This is a genomic window from Rhizobium bangladeshense, from assembly GCF_017357245.1.
GTDB classification, from domain to species: domain Bacteria; phylum Pseudomonadota; class Alphaproteobacteria; order Rhizobiales; family Rhizobiaceae; genus Rhizobium; species Rhizobium bangladeshense.
In genome coordinates, this window is sequence record NZ_CP071612.1 from 3,900,460 (window position 1) to 3,918,958 (window position 18,499).

Sequence of the window (18,499 nt, forward strand, 5' to 3'; positions counted from 1 at the left end):
CCGCACTCCTAGATCGTTTCGGGATTTCCGGCGGCCTTTGCCGTCGCTTATTTCTTGAGCGCCCTGATCACGTAATCAATCAGTTCGTCGACGCTTGCGCGGTTGGTTTTAGCAAGACATTGGGCCACCATCTGCGGATGGACGAGATTGATCGTCGCCGCGCCGAAGCAGCGTGAAGCAACGACCGGATCCTGCTCGGCGAATTCCCCGGCTGCGATGCCCTCGGCGATGATCTCGGCGATGAGATCATGGATGCGATCGATATGTTTCTCGATCACATGCCAGTCGCGCTCGATCGCGACGATGATCATCTCGTGCACCTTCATCTCATCGAGCATCAGATCCAGCGTCAGTTGATGCTGGGTTTCGACATAGCGGCGCAACCGCTCGCTGGCGCTGATCGGCTGATGGCGGATGTCGTAGGCGATTTGATAGGCGGTAGCGAGCATGCGCCCGCAAAGCGCCTGATGGATTTCCACCTTCGAAGCGAAGAAACGATAGATATTGGCAGGCGACATGCCGAGATCACGGGCAATGTCGGCCACCGTCGTTTTGCTGTAGCCGTAGTGACGGAACAGCCGCTCGGCCGCGTCCAGAATGCGCGTGACATTCTCCTGCCGCGTAACGTCGATGGTAGTTTCCGCAATGTCGTTCATGAGTTTCGAGGCCTCGAGTTACGACTGACGATTTTTGATTTTCGTCATTCGTAAAATGTCAGACATCATTTGTCAATGCTAGCCGTTAGGCGCAAGCGGCCGAGCGTGATGATTTTGAAGGATGTGACAATGAGCGCGGGCCACGATTGAAAAGTGCCGCGACGCCGAAGCGTGCGGCACCTCGTTGGCGACAGCAGAAAAAATCAGGCGAGCTTAACGTCGAGCGTGATCGGAACGGCGGCGAGCGCTTTGGAAATCGGGCAGCCGGCCTTCGCCTTGTTGGCGAGCTCAGTGAAGGTTGCCTCATCCGCACCCGGGATGCGGCCTGAAAGCGAAAGATGGATGGCGGTGACGGCAAAGCCCCCTTCGACGCTTTCGAGCGTCACCTTGGCGGAGGTTTCCATATGCTCGGCGGTGAAACCGGCTTCGCCGAGGATGAGCGACAGCGCCATGGTGAAGCAGCCGGCATGGGCCGCGCCGATCAGCTCTTCCGGATTGGTGCCAGGGATGCCTTCGAAACGGCTGGCAAAGCCATAGGGATAGTCTGTCAGCGCGCCGCTCTGAGTTGTGATCAGGCCTTTGCCGTCCTTGAGGCCACCGGTCCAATGAGCCGAAGCCGTACGATTGATCTGCATGCCATCCTCCTGTTTTCGGTTGAGCTTTCAGGCAGCGGCGATGGCCGCTCCAAGCCTGTGGGAGATCCAGGTTCGCCTTCCCGACAGGCAATATAACGCTCTATCGGCAGAAGACGACAGGCTTGTAAAAATCCAGTAGGCAGTGCCGCTCAGACGGCATGCTGCAGGACGCTGAGGCCGCCGTCGATCGTCAGGCAGGTTGCGTTCATGAAAGGGCATTCGTCGGAAATCATGAACACCGCCGCCATGGCGATCTCCTCCGGCGATGCGATCCGCCCGCCGGGATGGAGCCTCATCGTTTCGGCCTTGGCCGCTTCGGGATCGGGGAAGCTATTCCAGTAGTCTATCACTTTCTGGGTCGAGACATAGCCCGGCGCCAGAGCATTAACCCGGATATTTCGGGCCGCGTACTCCAGGCCCAGGGATTTCGTCATGCCGAGCAGCGCATGTTTCGCCAGCGGGTAAGGAAAGGTATGCGGGATGATCGTGAAGGCGTGGGTGGAAGTGATATTGAGGATGACGCCGCCGCCGCGCTCGATCAGGCCGGGCAGCACAGCCTTGCAGCAGTTCCAAGCGCCCTTGAGATTGATATCGAAGCAGCGGCTCCACTCCTCGTCCGTCGTCGCAAGCGGTTCGGCAAAGATGTTGACCCCGGCATTGTTGACAAGCGCGTTCAGCGGACCGATCTCCTCATTCGCCTCGGCAACCGCCCGCGTGATCGTTCCGGCATCGGTTATATCGGCCGGCAGATAACCGACCCGGCCGCCGGTGCTTGCCAGCTCTGCGGCGGCCCGCGCCAGCAGCGCCGCATTGCGGTCAACGAGATAGACGGCTGCATGCTCGCTTATGAACGCCTTCGCGATCGCAAGGCCGATACCCTGCGCAGCGCCCGTTATCAGTATGTTCTTGCCCTGCAGGCGGTTGCTCATGATCTTCCCTCCGGTTGAACCGGCAGCGCCGACAGATCGATCGTCACTTTAGCGGAAAGACCCTCACCTGGCGCAAGCGGTTTTAGACCTCCGAACTCAGGCAGGTGATGGCCGTTCGGCAAATGGCTCATCGGTTCGAGGCAGAAAAAATCCGTGCGGTCGAGCCGCATGTATAGCATGAATCGGCAAAGCGCGGCATCGGCTTCCACTGCCGCCTGAATTCCAAGTTCCGGCCAGGCGATGGCTGCCCGCCCATTCCACCCCTCGAAGGCATTATTCATCCAGAGCCGCGGCAGCGGCTTGCCGGACCTGAAGTCGAAATCATCAGGGACCGGGCCAGGTTCACCGGGGAGATGGTCGTGCCGCTCGTTCCAGAAGCGGCCGGCGGCAATCGTCAATCGTGTTTCCGGCGTCCTTACGAAGAAGGGATGCTGACCCAGGCCGAAGGGCAGAGCCGCCTCACCGCGGTTCCTCACAGAAAGCGCCAGCACCAGCCGATTGCCGGCGAGACGGATCTCCTGCCGGGCCAGATAGGTATAGGGCGAGATTGCATCGGCATCACGCGAAAAGCGGAGCTGCACATGCTCAGGGCCTAATTCCTCCGGCTGCCAAAGGCTGATCCAGCCATCGCCGTGCAGATAGAGGGGATCGTGACAATTTCGCTGGAAGGCATAGTCGCGTCCGCCGAAGGACATGGCATTACCTTCCACGCGGTTGCCAAAAGGCACCATGGGAAAACTCGCGACGATTCCGTTTGGGCCGCCGACCGGAACGAGAAAGGGCTTGCCCCGATAGGTTGCGGCGGTGAGGGCGGCGCCCCGGCGGCTGACCCCGACTGACAGATCGCCGTTGCTCAGCTCGACTTCATCTCCACCATGTCCGTTGCTCATCCACGCCGCCCTGCCGCCGAAGACCTCAGATTGTCGAGCAGCACAGCGATCAACAGGATCAACCCGCGCACGACATACTGATAGAAAGCCTGGATATTCAGCAAATTCATAACGTTTTCGGCGATTCCCATGATCAGAACGCCGACAATGACGCCGCTCATCGCCGCCCGGCCTCCGGAAAGCGAAACGCCGCCGAGCACGCAGGCCGAAATCACCGAGAGTTCGAGTCCCGTCGCTGCATTCGGCTGGCCGGAGGTGATGCGCGAGGCAAGCAGGATCCCGGCGATGCCGCAGACGAGGCCCTGCAGCGCAAAGATCCAGATGCGCATGTTGACGACATTGACGCCGGCGAGCCGCGAGGCTTCCGGATTGCCGCCGATCGCCAGCGTGTTCTTGCCGAAGACGGTGCGGTTGAGCACGAAGCCGAAGAAGATGAAAAGGATGAGCATGATCCAGATCGGCGTGGGCACGGTGAGGAAGCGCGACAGAGCAAGCTGGTAGAAGGCCGGATCGTTGATGCCGACGGCGCGGCCATCCGAGGCGATCAGCGCCAGTCCGCGCACGATCTGCATGGTCGCAAGGGTGGTGATCAGCGCGTTGATGCGGAAGCGGGCGATGACGATGCCATTGACGAAGCCAACGATCGCGCCGCACAGCAGAGCGGCCACCAACCCGACCGGAATGGAGCCTGTGGCGTTCGAGACCATCACTGCGGCCATGCCGGAGAAGGCCACGATCGATCCGACCGAAAGATCGAAATCGCGGGAGGCAAGGCAGAACATCATCGTGCAGGCGACGATGCCGATCGTGACGACAGACTGCAGAAGCCCCAGCATGTTCCGCTCGGTCAGGAAGTTCGGAACAAAGAGCGAGACGATCACGAAGGCGGCAGCGAAGATCACCACCAGTCCCTGTTCGCCGAGAAGGATTTTTTTCAACGAGTTCATCGTCCTGTTCCTGATCCTAGATGGTGCCGGCAGCGTTCTTGTCGGGAAGAGCCGCCGTCAGAATGCCGCGCTCGTCGAAATCCGGGCGGGCGACGTCGGTCGCCACCCTGCCCTGGCACATCACCATGATGCGGTCGGATATGCCCATCACTTCGGGCAGTTCGCTCGAGATCACTACGATCGCCATGCCTCCGGCCGCCAGCTCATAAAGAATTTCGTAGATCTCCGACTTCGCTCCGACGTCGATTCCACGCGTCGGCTCGTCGATCACAAGAACCTTGATGTCTTGTTCTGAAAGCCAGCGGCCCAGGATGACCTTCTGCTGGTTGCCGCCTGAAAGATTGATGATGTCCTGCTTGCGTGAGGGCGTCCGCACTCGTAGCCGGGAAATGAATTCATCCGCCAGCGCCGCCTCCTTTTTTAGGTTCAGAATACCAAAGGGCGAGAAATGGCGGCGCGACGAGATGGCTATATTCTCTTCGATCGACCGTCCCTGGACGATGCCATCGGACTTGCGGTCCTCCGGGCAGAGCACCATGCCGGCATCGATCGCCGCTTTCGGATCATTCGGCGAAACGGCGGCGCCATCGATCGTCACCTGGCCCTGATGCCTTTGATCGGCGCCGTAGAGCAGCCGCGCCATCTCACTGCGGCCGGCGCCGATCAGGCCGAAGAAGCCGAGGATCTCGCCCTGGCGGACAGCAAAGCTGATAGGATTGCGCAGCCTTGGTCCGGACAGGTCCTTGACCTCGAGCCTGATGTCGCCGAGAGGGCGTCCGCGCCACCCCCAGATATCGCTGATCTCGCGGCCGACCATCTCCGAGATGATCTGTTCACGTGTCGTCCCGGCAATCTGAGGGTGATGGGCGGCAAGCCTGCCGTCGCGCAGCACGGTCAGACTGTCGCAAAGCCTAAATATCTCGTCGAGACGGTGCGAGACATAGAGAATGACCGTTCCCCTCGCCTTCAGCCTGTCGATAAGCGAAAACAGGATTTCGCTTTCACGCGAGGAAAGAGAGGAGGTCGGCTCATCAAGCGCGATGACCCGCGCTTCGAGCATGACGGCCTTGGCGATCTCGACCATCTGCCGGGCGCCGATTGAAAGCGAGGCGACCTTGGCGGACGGATCGACATCGATGCCGATCTCCTCGAGCTTCGTCCGCACCGTCTCGATCAGGGTTTTGCTAAGGATTACTCCGCCCCTGGCGGGAAAGCGGCCAAGCCAGAGGTTTTCGGCGACGGTCAGCTCAGGAACGAGCTGCAGCTCCTGATGAATGACGATGACCCCGGCATGGAAGGCGTCACGAACCGAGGCATATTTCTGTTCTTCGCCGGCGATGAGAATGCTGCCGGCGTCGGCGGCCTGATCGCCCGACAGCACGCGGATCAGTGTCGATTTACCAGCGCCGTTCTCACCCATCAGGCCGTGCACGGCGCCCTTTTCGACCGTGAACGAGACGCCCGACAGCGCCTGCACGCCGGGATAGCCCTTGGAGATATGTTTGAATTCGAGGAAAGCCATTATCACTCCGCCGAAGGTTCCAGCGGCACGCGTAGGCGGCCGCCGGAAATGCATCATCTTGGCGATTGATCACTCGATGCCAAGTTCCTTCCGGACCTGCTCATAATTGCCGCGCAGCGCCAGGGAACCCGAAGTCAGCGTCAGCTTTTCAGGCTCTTTGCCGTTGGCGATCCAGTCATACATGTTCAGCGCCGTTTCATAACCGTGACGCTTCGGTGAGATGATGACCGTGCCGAAGAAGCCCGTGGCGGATGGCTTCTTGAATTCGTTGATCGCAGATTCCGCGCCGCCGATACCGACTCCGATGACGTTGGCTGCAGGAATGCCGACCGACTCCGAAGCGCGGACGGCGCCGAGGACGGCTTCGTCGTTAAGGCCGAAGGCGACCCAGTATTTCACGTCGGCGTGCTTGTTGAGTACGGTGGTCGCCGCGTTGAGCGCTGCCTCCGTATCCGTCTTCGCCTGCGGCGCATCATAGATGTTCTCGGCCGGAAAACCGGCGGACTTCAGGACCGAGATCGCACCCTCGACGCGGTCGACGGCGGTCGGCAGCTGATCGTAGGAGACCCGGATCGCGCCGACATTCTTCATGTCCCAGCCGCGCTTCTCGATTTCGTCGACGATCGCCTGACCAACGGTCTCGCCGATCTTCGTGGCCGAGATACCCATATGCGGCACATCTTCCAGCGGCTTGCCGTCGGCACTGACGAGACGGTCGTCAACCGTCATCAGCTTCAGCTGGTTGGCTTCAGCCTTGGCGACGATGCCCGGCCCGAGCTTGACGTCGGGGGTGCAGATGATGAAGCCCTGCGCACCCTGTGCGCCGAGATTGTCGATCGCCGACTGGACCTTCTCGCCGTCCTCCGCGCCGATCTTGACGACGGTGAAGCCTCTTTCCTTGGCGGCCTGATCGGCGAACTTCCATTCGTCCTGGAACCAGGGCTCTTCCGGCTGCTTCACGATGAAACCGATCTTGACGTCCGCGGAAAATGCCGAGCCGGCTGCCAGAACGGCGAAAGTGCCAGCCAGAATAGCTGCTTTGAGCAAGCGCATGTCTCTCTCCCTAAACTCTGAAATCGAGCAACTGCCTCCCCGGCAGCATGCAATGAATTATGTTAAATCATCATACCAGTCAATTGCCAATGTATGATGATTGGAATAATAGTGTACTCAGCGAGCCGGATGGACCCGTCGCAAAACGGACCGAATTCGGATAATCAGGTTCGGTTGCTGCCCGGGAGAGAGTGCGGAGAGGTGAAGTTGGAATCGACTGAGGAACAGGGCCGAACGGAAAGCTCCAGCAGCGAACGCCGACCGCGCGTACGCCGCAACGTCACGGCAGCGATCGCTCAGGACATCTGCGCGGACCGCTATCCCTCGGGCTCGCCGTTGCCGCGCGAGAACGACCTCTGCGAACTGTACGGCGTCAGCCGCACTGTGATCCGCGAATCGTTGAAAGTCCTGGAATCCAAGGGGCTCGTCCGCGGCAAGCCGCGGGTCGGGACAACCGTTTGCGATCGGGATGAATGGAACATCCTGGACGCCGAGGTGCTCGACTGGATGGGACCTTACATCAGGGACTTCGACCTGCTCGGCTGCATCCTCGAAGCGCGCCGCACCATTGAGCCGGCGGCCGCCGAATATGCCGCCGAACGTGCCAGCGCCCAGGAAATCGCCGATCTCGACAAGGCCTGGCGCCAGATGCGCGACAGCTCAGGCGAACCGGAAAGCTTCACCGACGCCGACGTCATGTTCCATACGGTGCTGCTCACCGCCAGCCACAACCAAGTGTTCCGCCGTCTGTCGAGCGCCATCCACGCCGCTCTGACATATGCGTTGCATGCCTCCAACATCGCGGTCGAAAACCGGGAGGATGCGGTGCTCGTTCACGGCGAGCTGGTCGAGGCCCTGCGCATGCGCGACAAGGCCGGCGCCAGGGAATGCGCCAATCGCATGCTCGACCTTGCAGTGCGCGACCTTGCCGCCGCCGAGAAGGCGATCGGCAGATCGAAATGATCGATCACGAGAAGCCGCGGACGCGCTGTCCTGTCGCAAATCCGAGAAGAGATTAGGACCCACGATGAAGATCACCAAACTCACCACCTATATCGTTCCGCCGCGCTGGCTGTTTCTGAAGGTCGAGACCGACGAGGGGATCGTCGGCTGGGGCGAGCCGGTTGTCGAAGGCCGCGCGCTGACCGTCGAGGCCGCCGTCCACGAACTGGAAGACTACCTGATCGGCAGGGATCCTTTCCTGATCGAGGACCACTGGACGGTGATGTATCGCGGCGGCTTCTATCGCGGCGGCGCTGCCCACATGAGCGCAATTTCAGGCATCGACCAGGCGCTGTGGGATATCAAGGGCAAGGCTCTCGGCCAGCCGATCCATTCCCTGCTCGGTGGCAAGCTGCGCGACCGCATCAAGGTCTATTCCTGGATCGGCGGCGATCGTCCGTCTGATGTCGCCAACAATGCCAAAGACGTAATCGCCCGCGGCTTCAAGGCGATCAAGCTCAATGGCTGCGAGGAGATGCAGATCGTCGATACCAACGAGAAGGTGGAGAGGGCGGTCGAGACCATCGCCATCATACGCGAGGCGATCGGCCCGCATATCGGCATCGGTGTCGATTTCCACGGCCGCGTCCATAAGCCGATGGCCAAGGTTCTCGCCAAGGAGCTCGAGCCCTACAAGCTGATGTTCATAGAGGAACCGGTCCTTTCGGAAAATAAGGAAGCGCTGCGCGATATCGTCAACCATACCTCGACGCCGATTGCGCTCGGCGAACGGCTCTATTCGCGATGGGACTTCAAACAGGTGCTTTCGGACGGCTATGTCGACATCATCCAGCCGGATCTTTCCCACGCCGGCGGCATCACCGAATGCCGCAAGATTGCGGCCATGGCCGAAGCCTACGACATAGCGCTCGCGCCGCATTGCCCGCTCGGTCCGATCGCACTCGCGGCCTGCCTGCAGGTCGATGCCGTCAGCTACAATGCCTTCATCCAGGAGCAGAGCCTCGGCATCCATTACAATACCGGCAACGACATCCTCGATTACATCTCCAACAAGGAGGTGTTCCAATATGCCGATGGTTTCGTCTCTATCCCGCAGGGGCCAGGTCTCGGCATCGAGGTCGACGAGGCCTACGTCATCGAACGCGCCAAGGAAGGCCATCGCTGGCGCAATCCGATCTGGCGCCATGCCGATGGCAGCTTCGCCGAGTGGTGAAAGTGGAAGGGTCGCCCAAGCGGCCCTTTTTTAATCGCCCTGTCGGAGATTGGGCGCTTCACCCGTCATAATGGAAACTCAAAGAGGAGATTTCGGAATGGCCAGAGCAATTGCAGTCATCGTCGCCCGCATCATCTTCAGCTTCATTTTCTTCATGGCAGCCGGCTTCAAGTTCGCTGATATCGGCGCCACGGCGGGCTATATCGCTGCCGCCGGCTTCCCGATGGGGACCTTGCTCACCTGGGTCGCAGCCTTTTTCGAGATCGCCTTGGCCCTTGCCTTCATATCAGGCGCCTTCTTCACCGAGGCGAGCCTGCTGGCAGGCATCTACGTGATCTTCCTTGCCTTCGCCTTCCACGGACCGTCCCATTGGCCACAGAACCAGGCTGAATTCGGCTTCTTCATCGATCACTTCACCTTCCTGGCCGGCCTGCTCTTCGCCGCCGTCCACGGGCCAGAAAAATGGGCCTTGCGGCAAGCGCTCCTCAGATAGCCAATCCACTGCTGCCTCCGGAACCAACTGTCGCGCTGAACATTGCCTATCGACAGAAGATCAAGGAGCCAGCCCATGGAGCTCGAGGGAAAGATCGCATTGGTGACGGGTGCCGGTTCCGGTATCGGCAAAGCGGCCGCGTTAAGGCTCGCCGCCGAGGGAGCAAGGGTCGCAGTCCTGAGCCGCACCGCCGACGAGGTGGAAAGGACCTGCGCCGAGATCACCGCCGCCGGCGGTCAGTCGATCGCCTTGACGGCCGATACGAGCGACGAAGCGCAAATGCGAACCGCGGTGAAGAAGCTCACGGACAGCTTCGGCGGCCTCGACATCGTCGTCGCCAATGCCGGGATCAACGGCGTCTGGGCTCCGATCGACGATCTGAAGCCGGACGAATGGGACAAGACCATCGCCGTCAATCTGCGCGGCACCTATCTGACCCTGCATCTGACGGTTCCGCATCTGAAGCACCGCGGCGGTTCGATCGTCGTCGTCTCCTCGATTAATGGCACCCGCACCTTCACGACGCCGGGCGCCACCGCCTACACCACAACCAAGGCTGGCCAGGTCGCCATAGTGCAGCAGCTTGCCCTTGAACTCGGCCGCCATGGCATCCGCGTCAATGCCGTCTGCCCCGGCGAGATCGAGACCAATATCAGCGCCAATACCGACAGCCGCCGCCGCGAGGAAACAGAGGTACCGGTCATCTGGCCGGAAGGCGATATCCCTATTGCCGGCGGAAAGGCGGGCAAAAGCGAAGATGTTGCCGAAACCATCCTCTTCCTTGCCTCCGATCGTGCCCGGCACATCACTGGCACACCGATCTGGATCGACGGCGGCCAGGGCCTGTTGCGGTAATCCTCGAACGTTCGCGGAAAGTCAGCTGTTCAGCCGCGCGCTGTCAAGCGTATAGAGTTCCTGGGCACGCTGTACCCCGCGCAAAGCATAACGTCCGACGCATGCCAGCGCGGCGCGCTCTTCCGCCGGTATCGCCGCGGCGAAATCGGAGGAGATCAGCAGGTTGAGGTCGACCGAACGACACATGGAGGCGATTCGGCTGACCTCGTTGACGGCGGGGCCGATGACCGTGAAGTCCAGCCGATCCTGGCTGCCGATATTGCCGTAGAACACATCGCCGATATGCAGGCCGATATAAACATCCGTCGTCGGCCTGCCATCAGCCGCGCGCGCCGCATTCAGCGTGACGAGCTTTTCCCGCAGCAGCGATTCGGCCCTGAGCGCCGCACGGCAGGTCTCGGCCGGCACTTCGCCCTTGAAGATGGCGAGCACACCATCGCCGATCAGCTTCAGCACGTTGCCACCGGCCTCATGGATCGCCGAGATGGCTACCTCGCTGTAATCGTTGAGCAGCGGAATGATTTCCTCCGGCGGCACGCGATCGGAAATCTTGGTGTAGTTCAACAGATCGGAAAACCACAGCGCCGCCGAGATGCGCTCCGATTTACCGCGGCTGATCTTGCCTTCCATCACCTGGCGCGCCGCATCCTCGCCGAGATAGACTTCCGCGATGGTGCGGGCGATGCGCCCGAGCGCGATGCACTTGATCGCCAGGCCGAGGACCGGCACGAGCTTGCGCAGAATGGCGAGATCGTGCTCCGAGAAACCCTCGGGATGCTTGGTTGCGAAATGGGAAAAGAAGCAATCCATCTCACCGATCGTGCCGGCTTCGCTGAAACGATGCATCATCGCCACGAAATCCGTGTGGCCGGCATCGGCGATCTTGTCGAGCATTGTGAAATCGGCCGGATCGCCGAAGCCCAGCCGTCGGCGTACTTCCCGCTCGTTACCCGACCAAAGATGGTAAAAGGCCGATCGCTGCCAGCTCGACGCCGCTTCGCCCGAGCTCGTCGGACCATATTCGAATTCGGTTTCGATTTCCTCGACGCTGTCCCAGCGGAAGGCCCGGCCCTCATGCACGGGGTGCAGCGTATCCATCAGCGCCATGCCGCGGTCGAGCGGCAGCCCGGCATCCCGACAGGCCGCGCAGAAACCGGTCATGAGCTCGGCTTCCGAAACACCTTTCAGTCCCTGCTCCGTAACCCAGGCCGCAATCGTGCCGACGTCGCTGTAATCCATGCCGCTCACCTTCGCTTCAACCTAAGCTGTAGCCCGAATTCGGGATGGAGGGAAAGGAAATTGCCTCAGCCGCCCGCAGGCATATTATAAGGCGTGACGATTTCGACGGAAGAAAGCGAGGCCGGAACGGCCCGCCGGGGCGCAGTAGCGCGGCTCATGATCGCCCTGAAGGCCGAACGCGCATCGGTTCTGAGATCGTGATGCAGCACAAAGCCGATGCGGCCCGCCGCAAGCAGCGCTCTGTTGTCGGCATCGAGGTCATGGGCGACGAAGACGCGGATGGAACGGTCGGCCGCATCGAAAGCCGCCAGCACCGCGCGATTGCCGCCGCCGATCGAATAGACGGCGTTGATGGCAGGATCGGCCGCAAGCGCTGCCGCCGCAAGCGTTCCTGTCGCGGCATCCGTGCCGTGTCCCTCGCTGAGTTCGGTGATGCCGATCCCGGGATAATAGGCGCGGATGACGCGGCGAAAACCGTTTTCGCGCTCTTCCTCGCCGCGGAACCGTCCGCTCGACAGCGTCACCAGCACTTGACCACCGCCAGACCCGAAGAACTCGCCGATGAGATAGGCTGCCGTCTCCCCCGCCGTCCGGTTGTCGGCGCCGGCATAGGCTATGCGGGCCGAATTCGGCAGATCCGTCACCAGCGTTACAACTGGAATGCCGGCCGAATCCGCCCGTGCGACGGCAGCCACCACCTCGGCGACGTCAGGCGCCTTGAGCACGATGCCGTGCGTGCCGCGCAGCCGGATGCGATCGAGAAGCTGAACCAACTCGGCCGGTCTCATCACCTCGGCGAAATGAAAACGGCAGCGGAAGACACCGGGCAGGAAGGCCGCCATCTCTGCCTCGAAGGCGGCACGCACTGTATCGCTGAACCGCTGTGGCGTCTCCATGACGATATCGATCGCTAGCGTGCGCCCGCTGCCCATTGCACCGGCCTGCTGCTTCTCGAGCTCCGCAATCGCCGCCCTCACCCGCATTTCCGTCTGCCGGCGCACACCGGGCCTGCCGTTCAGCACCCGGTCGACGGTGGCGGTGCTCAGCCCCGCCTGGAAGGCGATGTCCTTGACGAGAAAGGGATGCGCCATGGCTCCGTCTGATGGTTTTTTGATGGATTGCTGATCTATATCACCTCGCGGCCCGGCGTATAGTGCCTCCACTGGAAACAGGGAGGAGCCGCGATGAAAACCGATAACCTGCAGAAACTGCATGCCGACCGCGTCTGGCTTAGCGAAGACGCCTGCGATCTCGAGGATTTTCGCCGGTTTGCGGAAAAGCCGACCGTCCTTGCCGAATACCCCACAGCTTCGGCGGTGGAAAAAAACATCTTGATCTATGACAGCCGCAAGGTGACGGCAGCGGCCGCTACGCCGGAAGGCCGGCGCGCCGTGTTGGCCGAGATCTGCGAGGCCTTTGGCGAAGGCCCGGGCGTCGTCGTTTTCAAGCATGCCTACCACGATGGCGGCATCATCGACCGCGCCAGCGCGATCTTCGACGCCATCATCGAGGAGCAGCACCGCACCTCGACTGGCGGCGGCGATCACTTTGCCAAGCCCGGCGCCAACGATCGCATCTGGAATTCGCTGGAAAAACACTGCCTCGCCGATCCGGAAAATTTCGCCGAATATTACGGCAACGCCATTATCGCGCTCGCAAGCGAAGCCTGGCTCGGTCCGAGCTATCAGATGACGGCTCAGGTCAACCGCGTCAATCCGGGCGGTGCGGCGCAGTCGGCCCATCGCGACTACCATCTCGGCTTCCAGTCCTCTGCAGTCATCGAGCAATTTCCGGCGCACGTGCACCGTCTCTCCCCTGTTCTGACGCTGCAGGGTGCGGTTGCTCATTGCGACATGCCGCTGGAAAGCGGTCCGACACTCTTCCTGCCGCACAGCCAGAGGTATGTGCCGGGTTATCTGGCACTGAAGCGCCAGGAGTTCCGGGATTATTTCGAGGCCAACCATGTCCAGCTGCCGTTCGAAAAGGGCGATGTCGTTTTTTTCAATCCCGCCCTCTTCCACGCCGCCGGCACCAACCGTTCGGCCGACATCAAGCGTGTCGCCAACCTCCTGCAAGTCTCGTCCGCCTTCGGACGGGCCATGGAGACCGTCAATCGGGAGAGAATGAGCGCCAGACTCTTTCCCGCCCTGAAGGCGTTGCAAGATAGGCTCTCGCCCGACGAAATCGCCAACGCCGTCGCCGCCTGCGCCGAAGGTTATTCCTTCCCCACCAATCTTGACCGCGATCCGCCACTCGGAGGTCTGGCGCCGAAAACGCAGGCGCAGCTGATGCACGAGGCGCTCAGAGAAGGCTGGAGCGACGAGACCTTTAAGGCAGCGCTTGCCGAGCAGGCGCAGAAGAAATTGAGCTGACTTCGAATTCCGGAGCCCCTCATCCGAGCCTTCCGCACCCCCGCGGAAGGGCGTTCGCACATCATCAAGAAGGAGGACCACATGAGCACGGATCAAGGCCGCCTCGACGGCAAGATCGCCATCGTCACCGGTGGTACGCAGGGTTTGGGCGCAACCATCGCCCATCTCTTCGCTGAACGCGGCGCGGCAGGCATCGTCATCTGCGGCCGCAATGAAGCCAAAGGCAAGGCGAAGGCGGCGGAGATTTCGGCCGCGACCGGCGCCAGGGTCGTCTATATCAAGGCCGACCTCGGCACGGTCGACGACGCCAGGAATGTCGTACGGGCCTGCGACGAAGCCTTCGGCCGCGTCGACGCACTGGTCAATGCCGCCGCCATCACCGATCGCGGCACCATTCTCGACACCAGCCCCGAGCTCTTCGACGCCATGTTCGCCGTCAATGTGCGCGCACCGTTTTTCTTGATGCAGGAAACGGTGAAGGTCATGCGCCGCGAAAAGATCGAGGGAACGATCGTCAACATCGGCTCGATGTCGGCCAAGGCGGGCCAACCCTTCATTGCCGCCTATTGTGCCTCCAAGGGTGCGCTCGAAACGTTGACGAAGAACACCGCCTATGCGCTGCTGCGCAACCGTATCCGCGTTAACGGCCTGAATATCGGCTGGATGGCTTCCGAAGGCGAGGACCGCATTCAGCGCGAATATCACAATGCACCCGCCGACTGGCTGGAGAAGGCGGCGGCGAGCCAGCCTTTCGGCCGGCTCGTCGACCCGCATGAGGTAGCGCGCGCCTGCGCCTACCTGTCATCGGCCGAATCCGGCCTGATGACCGGCTCGGTCATCTGCTTCGACCAGTCGATCTGGGGTGCTTACGACGGCTCGCCGCATCCGGTCGCCGCCCTCTGAAAAAACTGGAGCCCAGCATTTCCGATTGTCGGGCTCTGGTACCTCCCGAAATTTGTCGATAGGAAAAGGACGACAGCATTCAGGGAGGAAACTTGGCGTGGCCGACAATCCGCTTTACGACATCCGCGATGAACGTTTCGGCGCTCTGGTAATCGGCAGCGCCGCCCTCGAGGAGCTCTATTCCGGCTGCCGCTGGGCGGAAGGCCCGGTCTGGTTTTCCGATCTGAACTGCCTTCTCTGGAGCGATATCCCGAACGAACGCATGATGCGCTGGACGCCGGACGGAACCGTCTCGGTCTTCCGCTCGCCGTCAAACTATGTGAACGGCAATACCCGCGACAAGCAGGGCCGGCTGATCTCCTGCGAACATGGCGGCCGCCGTGTCACCCGCACCGATCCGGACGGCAGCATCACCGTCCTCGCCGACAGCTACAAGGGCAAGAGATTAAACTCGCCGAACGACGTCGTCGTCCATTCGGACGGCGGGATCTGGTTTACCGATCCGACCTACGGCATCCTCTCGGACTACGAGGGCCACAAGGCCGAGCCGGAGCAGCCGACCCGCAACGTCTATCGGATCGACCCTGCAAGCGGCGCGGTCGATGCCGTCGTCGAGGATTTCATCCAGCCGAACGGTCTCGCCTTTTCGCCCGATGAGACGAAACTCTACATTGCCGATTCCGGTTCGGGCAAACATGAAGTGCCATGCCATGTAAGAGTTTTCGATGTCGTCGACGGCAGGAAGCTCGCCAACAGCCGCTATTTCTGCAGCCTCGATGCCGGCCATCCAGACGGCTTCCGTATCGATGTCAGCGGGAACCTCTGGACGAGCGCCGGTGATGGTGTGCACTGCTTCTCACCCGATTGCACGCTGCTCGGCAAGATCAGAGTGCCACAGACGGTGTCCAATCTCACCTTCGGCGGCCCTAAGAAGAACCGGCTCTTCATCACCGCAACCCGTTCGGTCTATTCGATTTATACCAAGACGAACGGCGCGCAATATCCGTAAGGATCGGCGCGCCGCCAAAAATGCCCGTGTGGCTTTAGGCCTTCACGGCGGCTGGCCTGCCGTGCAGCGGCTCGGCGCGGTGCCAGTTCTCCAGGGTGCGGCCATCCGTATGCTTCTGCCGCGCCCAGCGAATCCCGTTAGAGATCACCTTGTGCACGGTCTTGTCGTGATAGATCGGATAGGTCTCATGGCCGGGGCTGAAGAAGAAGATGCGCCCCCGTCCCCGCTGAAAGGTGCAGCCGCTGCGGAACACTTCGCCGCCGGAATACCAGGAGATGAATACGAGTTCGTCCGGCTGGGGGATGTCGAAGGGTTCGCCGTACATTTCCGAGGCATTGACCTCGAAATAGGGCGGCAGGCCCTCGGCGATCGGATGTGAGGGATTGACCACCCACACACGCTCCAGGTCGCCATCCGGCGTCTCACGCCAGGAGAGGTTGGCGTTGGTGCCCATCAGCCGGCGGAAGAGCTTGGAGTGGTGGCCGGAATGCAGCACCAGCAGGCCCATGCCCTTCAGCACGCGCTGCTGCACCCGATCGATCAGCCCGTCGCTGACCTCCTCATGCGCCATATGGCCCCACCACAGCAGCACGTCGGTATTGTTGAGCACGCTGTCCGGCAAGCCCTCGTCGGGATCGTCAAGCGTGCCACGGCGGATTTGGAAATCCGGATGGGCAATGCCGGCGGCGATCGCGCCGTCGATACGGTCGGGATAAATCTCCTGGACCTCCTTGTGGAGCTGCTCGTGGCGTCCCTCGTTCCAGATGGTGACCTTGATCGTCATGGAATTCCTCAATCTTTGATGTCAGGCGGTTGCCGGACGGATCACCCGGCCGGCGGAATCGAACAGATGGCAGGCGGCGGGATCGGCCGTCAGCGACACGCGATCTCCCGGCCGCACCGCGATGTCGCCCTCGGCGCGCACGACGATCGGCTGCTGCTGCGAGCCGACGGTCATGTACGTCTCGACGCCCAGGCGCTCGACGATGACGACCTCGGCAGAGAAATCGCCCTGCCCATTTGACGCGAGTTTCAGGTGTTCGGGGCGGATGCCGAGCTTGGCGTCACCCTGCGGCACAGAACCGTTCGCATCCAAGAGATCGATCGCGAGGCCGAGAGGGCTTTCCAGATGCACCTTGCCGGCATCCCGGCGTGTCGCCGTCATCGGCAGCACATTCATCTTCGGCGAACCGATGAAGGTCGCCACGAACTCGTTGTCCGGGTGATGATAGAGCTCCATCGGTGCGCCCTGCTGGGCAACGACACCCTTGTTCAGCACGACGATACGGTCGGCCATCGTCATCGCCTCCACCTGGTCATGGGTGACATAGACGACGGTCGCCTTCAGCTCGCGGTGCAGGCGCTGCAGCTCGGCTCGCATCTGCACCCGGAGCGCCGAATCGAGGTTCGACAGCGGCTCGTCGAACAGGACCAGCGACGGCTTCTTGATGATGGCGCGGCCGATCGCCACGCGCTGGCGCTGGCCGCCGGAAAGGGCCGCGGGCTTGCGATTGAGGTAGTAGGTCAGCTGCAGGATCTCGGCGACAGCGTCCACCTGCCTGCGGATTTCTGATTCAGGCACCTTCTTCAAGCTGAGCGAGAAACCGATATTTTCGGCGACCGTCATATGCGGATAGAGCGCATAGGACTGGAACACCATGGCGATGCCGCGCTTGTCAGGCGGCACGTCGTTGATGCGCTTCCCGTTGAGGACAAGATCGCCTTCATCGATGCCTTCGAGGCCGGCTATCATGCGCAGAAGCGTCGACTTGCCGCATCCGGACGGGCCGACGAAAACGGCGAATTCCCCGTCTTCCACGGTGATGTCGACGCCCTTGATGACCTCCAGCGCGCCATAAAACTTGCGAACGTTTCTAAGAGTGATCATCCGTTTCTCTTTCTGAATCTCAGCCCTTAACGCCGCCCGAGAACGTCTGGACGAGGAAGCGGCGCGCAAAGCCGAAGGCTATGACGGCGGGCAGCAGGTAGATGAAGGCGAGCGCCGTCAGCAGGCCGTAGTCGATCTCGTTGATCCGCAGGAAGGCGCGGAACAGACCGAGCGGCAGCGTCTGCAACTCGGGCGATGACAGAAAGATCAGCGGTAAGAGAAAATCGCCCCAGGCCGACATGAAGGCGAACAGCCCGGCGGCCGCAAGCCCCGGCAAGGCCAGCGGGATGAGGACCCGACGGATGCGCTGGATCAGCGTGGCTCCGTCCATCAGCGCCGCCTCCTCGTAATCCCGCGGCAGCCCGTCAAAGAAGGTCTTCATGATCCACAGCGCCAGCGGCAATTGCATCGTCGCGAGCACCAGGATCAGCCCGAGATAACCGTCGATGAAGCCGGTCCAGCGCATGATGTCGCGCGCGTAACTGCCGAAAATCGGTCTCAGCACCGCTGCTTCAGCATTGTTCAGCGTCAGCAGAAACTTGTAGAGCGGCACGACGAGCGCCGTCGGCGGCAGAACACGGATGAGCAGGATCGCGTAAAGGAAGGGCAGCTTCCACCAGGCCTTGGTGCGCGAAAGGGCATAACCGCCGAGGCCGGCAAGCACCATGACGAGCAGCGTGGCGCTGCCGACCACCAAGAGCGAGTTGAACAGCCACTTCGCTCCGTCCTCCTTGGTGAAGACCCTTATATAGTTAGCCAAGGTCCACTGCTCCGGCCAATGCAAGAAGAGCTGCGCGTTGCCGTCGAGAGAAGCGAGCAGCACCCAGAAGAAGGGCACGGCACAGAAGATCGAGATCAGCGACAACGTCGCATAGGCGATGAGGTCGGAACGGCGCTTGTTTGCGGTCTCGCTCGGGGTAACGACGGCCATG

19 protein-coding genes are annotated in these 18,499 nt (G+C 61.4%); 7 read left to right on the plus strand and 12 right to left on the minus strand.

Annotated elements, in window-relative coordinates; all coding sequences use genetic code 11:
• Positions 1–47: 47 nt before the first annotated feature.
• The 7 genes from J2J98_RS18790 to J2J98_RS18820 all read right to left on the minus strand — a co-directional run bounded on the left by J2J98_RS18790 (position 48) and on the right by J2J98_RS18820 (position 6,632).
• Positions 48–656: a TetR/AcrR family transcriptional regulator gene (locus J2J98_RS18790; protein ID WP_207601822.1), complete on the minus strand. Its 609-nt coding sequence runs from the start codon at positions 654–656 to the stop codon at positions 48–50.
• Between the two features lie 203 nt (positions 657–859).
• Entirely contained in the window at positions 860–1,291 is a 432-nt protein-coding gene (locus J2J98_RS18795) for an OsmC family protein (RefSeq protein WP_064708612.1), read from the minus strand.
• Between the two features lie 149 nt (positions 1,292–1,440).
• A complete protein-coding gene (locus tag J2J98_RS18800; protein WP_207601823.1) occupies positions 1,441–2,220 on the minus strand; it encodes an SDR family oxidoreductase in 780 nt (259 codons plus the stop codon).
• Positions 2,217–3,110: an aldose 1-epimerase gene (locus J2J98_RS18805; RefSeq protein ID WP_207601824.1), complete on the minus strand. Its 894-nt coding sequence runs from the start codon at positions 3,108–3,110 to the stop codon at positions 2,217–2,219. The genes J2J98_RS18800 and J2J98_RS18805 overlap by 4 nt, the downstream gene beginning before the upstream one ends.
• The gene (gene araH, locus J2J98_RS18810) at positions 3,107–4,057 is read right to left on the minus strand and encodes an L-arabinose ABC transporter permease AraH (RefSeq protein WP_138394980.1); all 951 of its coding nucleotides are present in this window, start codon (positions 4,055–4,057) and stop codon (positions 3,107–3,109) included. The genes J2J98_RS18805 and araH overlap by 4 nt, the downstream gene beginning before the upstream one ends.
• A 16-nt stretch (positions 4,058–4,073) precedes the next feature.
• A complete protein-coding gene (araG, locus tag J2J98_RS18815; RefSeq protein ID WP_207601825.1) occupies positions 4,074–5,579 on the minus strand; it encodes an L-arabinose ABC transporter ATP-binding protein AraG in 1,506 nt (501 codons plus the stop codon).
• Positions 5,580–5,648: 69 nt separating this feature from the next.
• Positions 5,649–6,632: an arabinose ABC transporter substrate-binding protein gene (locus tag J2J98_RS18820; protein ID WP_064708608.1), complete on the minus strand. Its 984-nt coding sequence runs from the start codon at positions 6,630–6,632 to the stop codon at positions 5,649–5,651.
• Between the two features lie 207 nt (positions 6,633–6,839).
• On the opposite strand from J2J98_RS18820, the gene J2J98_RS18825 reads away from it, so the two are divergent.
• The 4 genes from J2J98_RS18825 (at position 6,840) to J2J98_RS18840 (ending at position 10,156) form a co-directional block, all read left to right on the plus strand.
• A complete protein-coding gene (locus J2J98_RS18825) occupies positions 6,840–7,595 on the plus strand; it encodes a FadR/GntR family transcriptional regulator (RefSeq protein WP_064708607.1) in 756 nt (251 codons plus the stop codon).
• Positions 7,596–7,659: 64 nt separating this feature from the next.
• Positions 7,660–8,808 (plus strand): galactonate dehydratase, encoded by a 1,149-nt coding sequence (gene dgoD / locus J2J98_RS18830; RefSeq protein ID WP_207601826.1) that lies wholly within the window; start codon positions 7,660–7,662, stop codon positions 8,806–8,808.
• A gap of 97 nt (positions 8,809–8,905) precedes the next feature.
• A complete protein-coding gene (locus J2J98_RS18835; RefSeq protein WP_207601827.1) occupies positions 8,906–9,301 on the plus strand; it encodes a DoxX family protein in 396 nt (131 codons plus the stop codon).
• 75 nt (positions 9,302–9,376) lie between these two features.
• Positions 9,377–10,156 (plus strand): SDR family oxidoreductase, encoded by a 780-nt coding sequence (locus J2J98_RS18840; RefSeq protein WP_207601828.1) that lies wholly within the window; start codon positions 9,377–9,379, stop codon positions 10,154–10,156.
• 21 nt (positions 10,157–10,177) lie between these two features.
• On the opposite strand, the gene J2J98_RS18845 is transcribed toward J2J98_RS18840, so the two are convergent.
• The gene (locus J2J98_RS18845; protein WP_207601829.1) at positions 10,178–11,395 is read right to left on the minus strand and encodes an adenylate/guanylate cyclase domain-containing protein; all 1,218 of its coding nucleotides are present in this window, start codon (positions 11,393–11,395) and stop codon (positions 10,178–10,180) included.
• A 65-nt stretch (positions 11,396–11,460) separates the two neighbouring features.
• Positions 11,461–12,486, minus strand: coding sequence for a LacI family DNA-binding transcriptional regulator (locus J2J98_RS18850; protein ID WP_207601830.1), 1,026 nt, complete (start codon positions 12,484–12,486; stop codon positions 11,461–11,463).
• A gap of 93 nt (positions 12,487–12,579) precedes the next feature.
• On the opposite strand from J2J98_RS18850, the gene J2J98_RS18855 reads away from it, so the two are divergent.
• The 3 genes from J2J98_RS18855 (at position 12,580) to J2J98_RS18865 (ending at position 15,679) form a co-directional block, all read left to right on the plus strand.
• Positions 12,580–13,767, plus strand: a complete 1,188-nt coding sequence (locus J2J98_RS18855) for a phytanoyl-CoA dioxygenase family protein (protein ID WP_064708601.1) — start codon at positions 12,580–12,582, stop codon at positions 13,765–13,767.
• A gap of 81 nt (positions 13,768–13,848) precedes the next feature.
• Entirely contained in the window at positions 13,849–14,670 is an 822-nt protein-coding gene (locus J2J98_RS18860) for an SDR family oxidoreductase (protein WP_207601831.1), read from the plus strand.
• A 97-nt stretch (positions 14,671–14,767) separates the two neighbouring features.
• Positions 14,768–15,679: an SMP-30/gluconolactonase/LRE family protein gene (locus tag J2J98_RS18865; protein WP_207601832.1), complete on the plus strand. Its 912-nt coding sequence runs from the start codon at positions 14,768–14,770 to the stop codon at positions 15,677–15,679.
• 34 nt (positions 15,680–15,713) lie between these two features.
• On the opposite strand, the gene J2J98_RS18870 is transcribed toward J2J98_RS18865, so the two are convergent.
• Genes J2J98_RS18870 through J2J98_RS18880 form a run of 3 tightly spaced genes read right to left on the minus strand, consistent with a single transcriptional unit; the run spans position 15,714 to position 18,498 of the window.
• On the minus strand, positions 15,714–16,463 hold the full coding sequence (locus J2J98_RS18870) for a ThuA domain-containing protein (RefSeq protein WP_207601833.1): 750 nt from the start codon (positions 16,461–16,463) through the stop codon (positions 15,714–15,716).
• 21 nt (positions 16,464–16,484) lie between these two features.
• Positions 16,485–17,567, minus strand: a complete 1,083-nt coding sequence (locus J2J98_RS18875) for an ABC transporter ATP-binding protein (RefSeq protein WP_207601834.1) — start codon at positions 17,565–17,567, stop codon at positions 16,485–16,487.
• Between the two features lie 19 nt (positions 17,568–17,586).
• Positions 17,587–18,498, minus strand: coding sequence for a carbohydrate ABC transporter permease (locus tag J2J98_RS18880; RefSeq protein ID WP_207601835.1), 912 nt, complete (start codon positions 18,496–18,498; stop codon positions 17,587–17,589).
• Position 18,499: the final 1 nt, after the last annotated feature.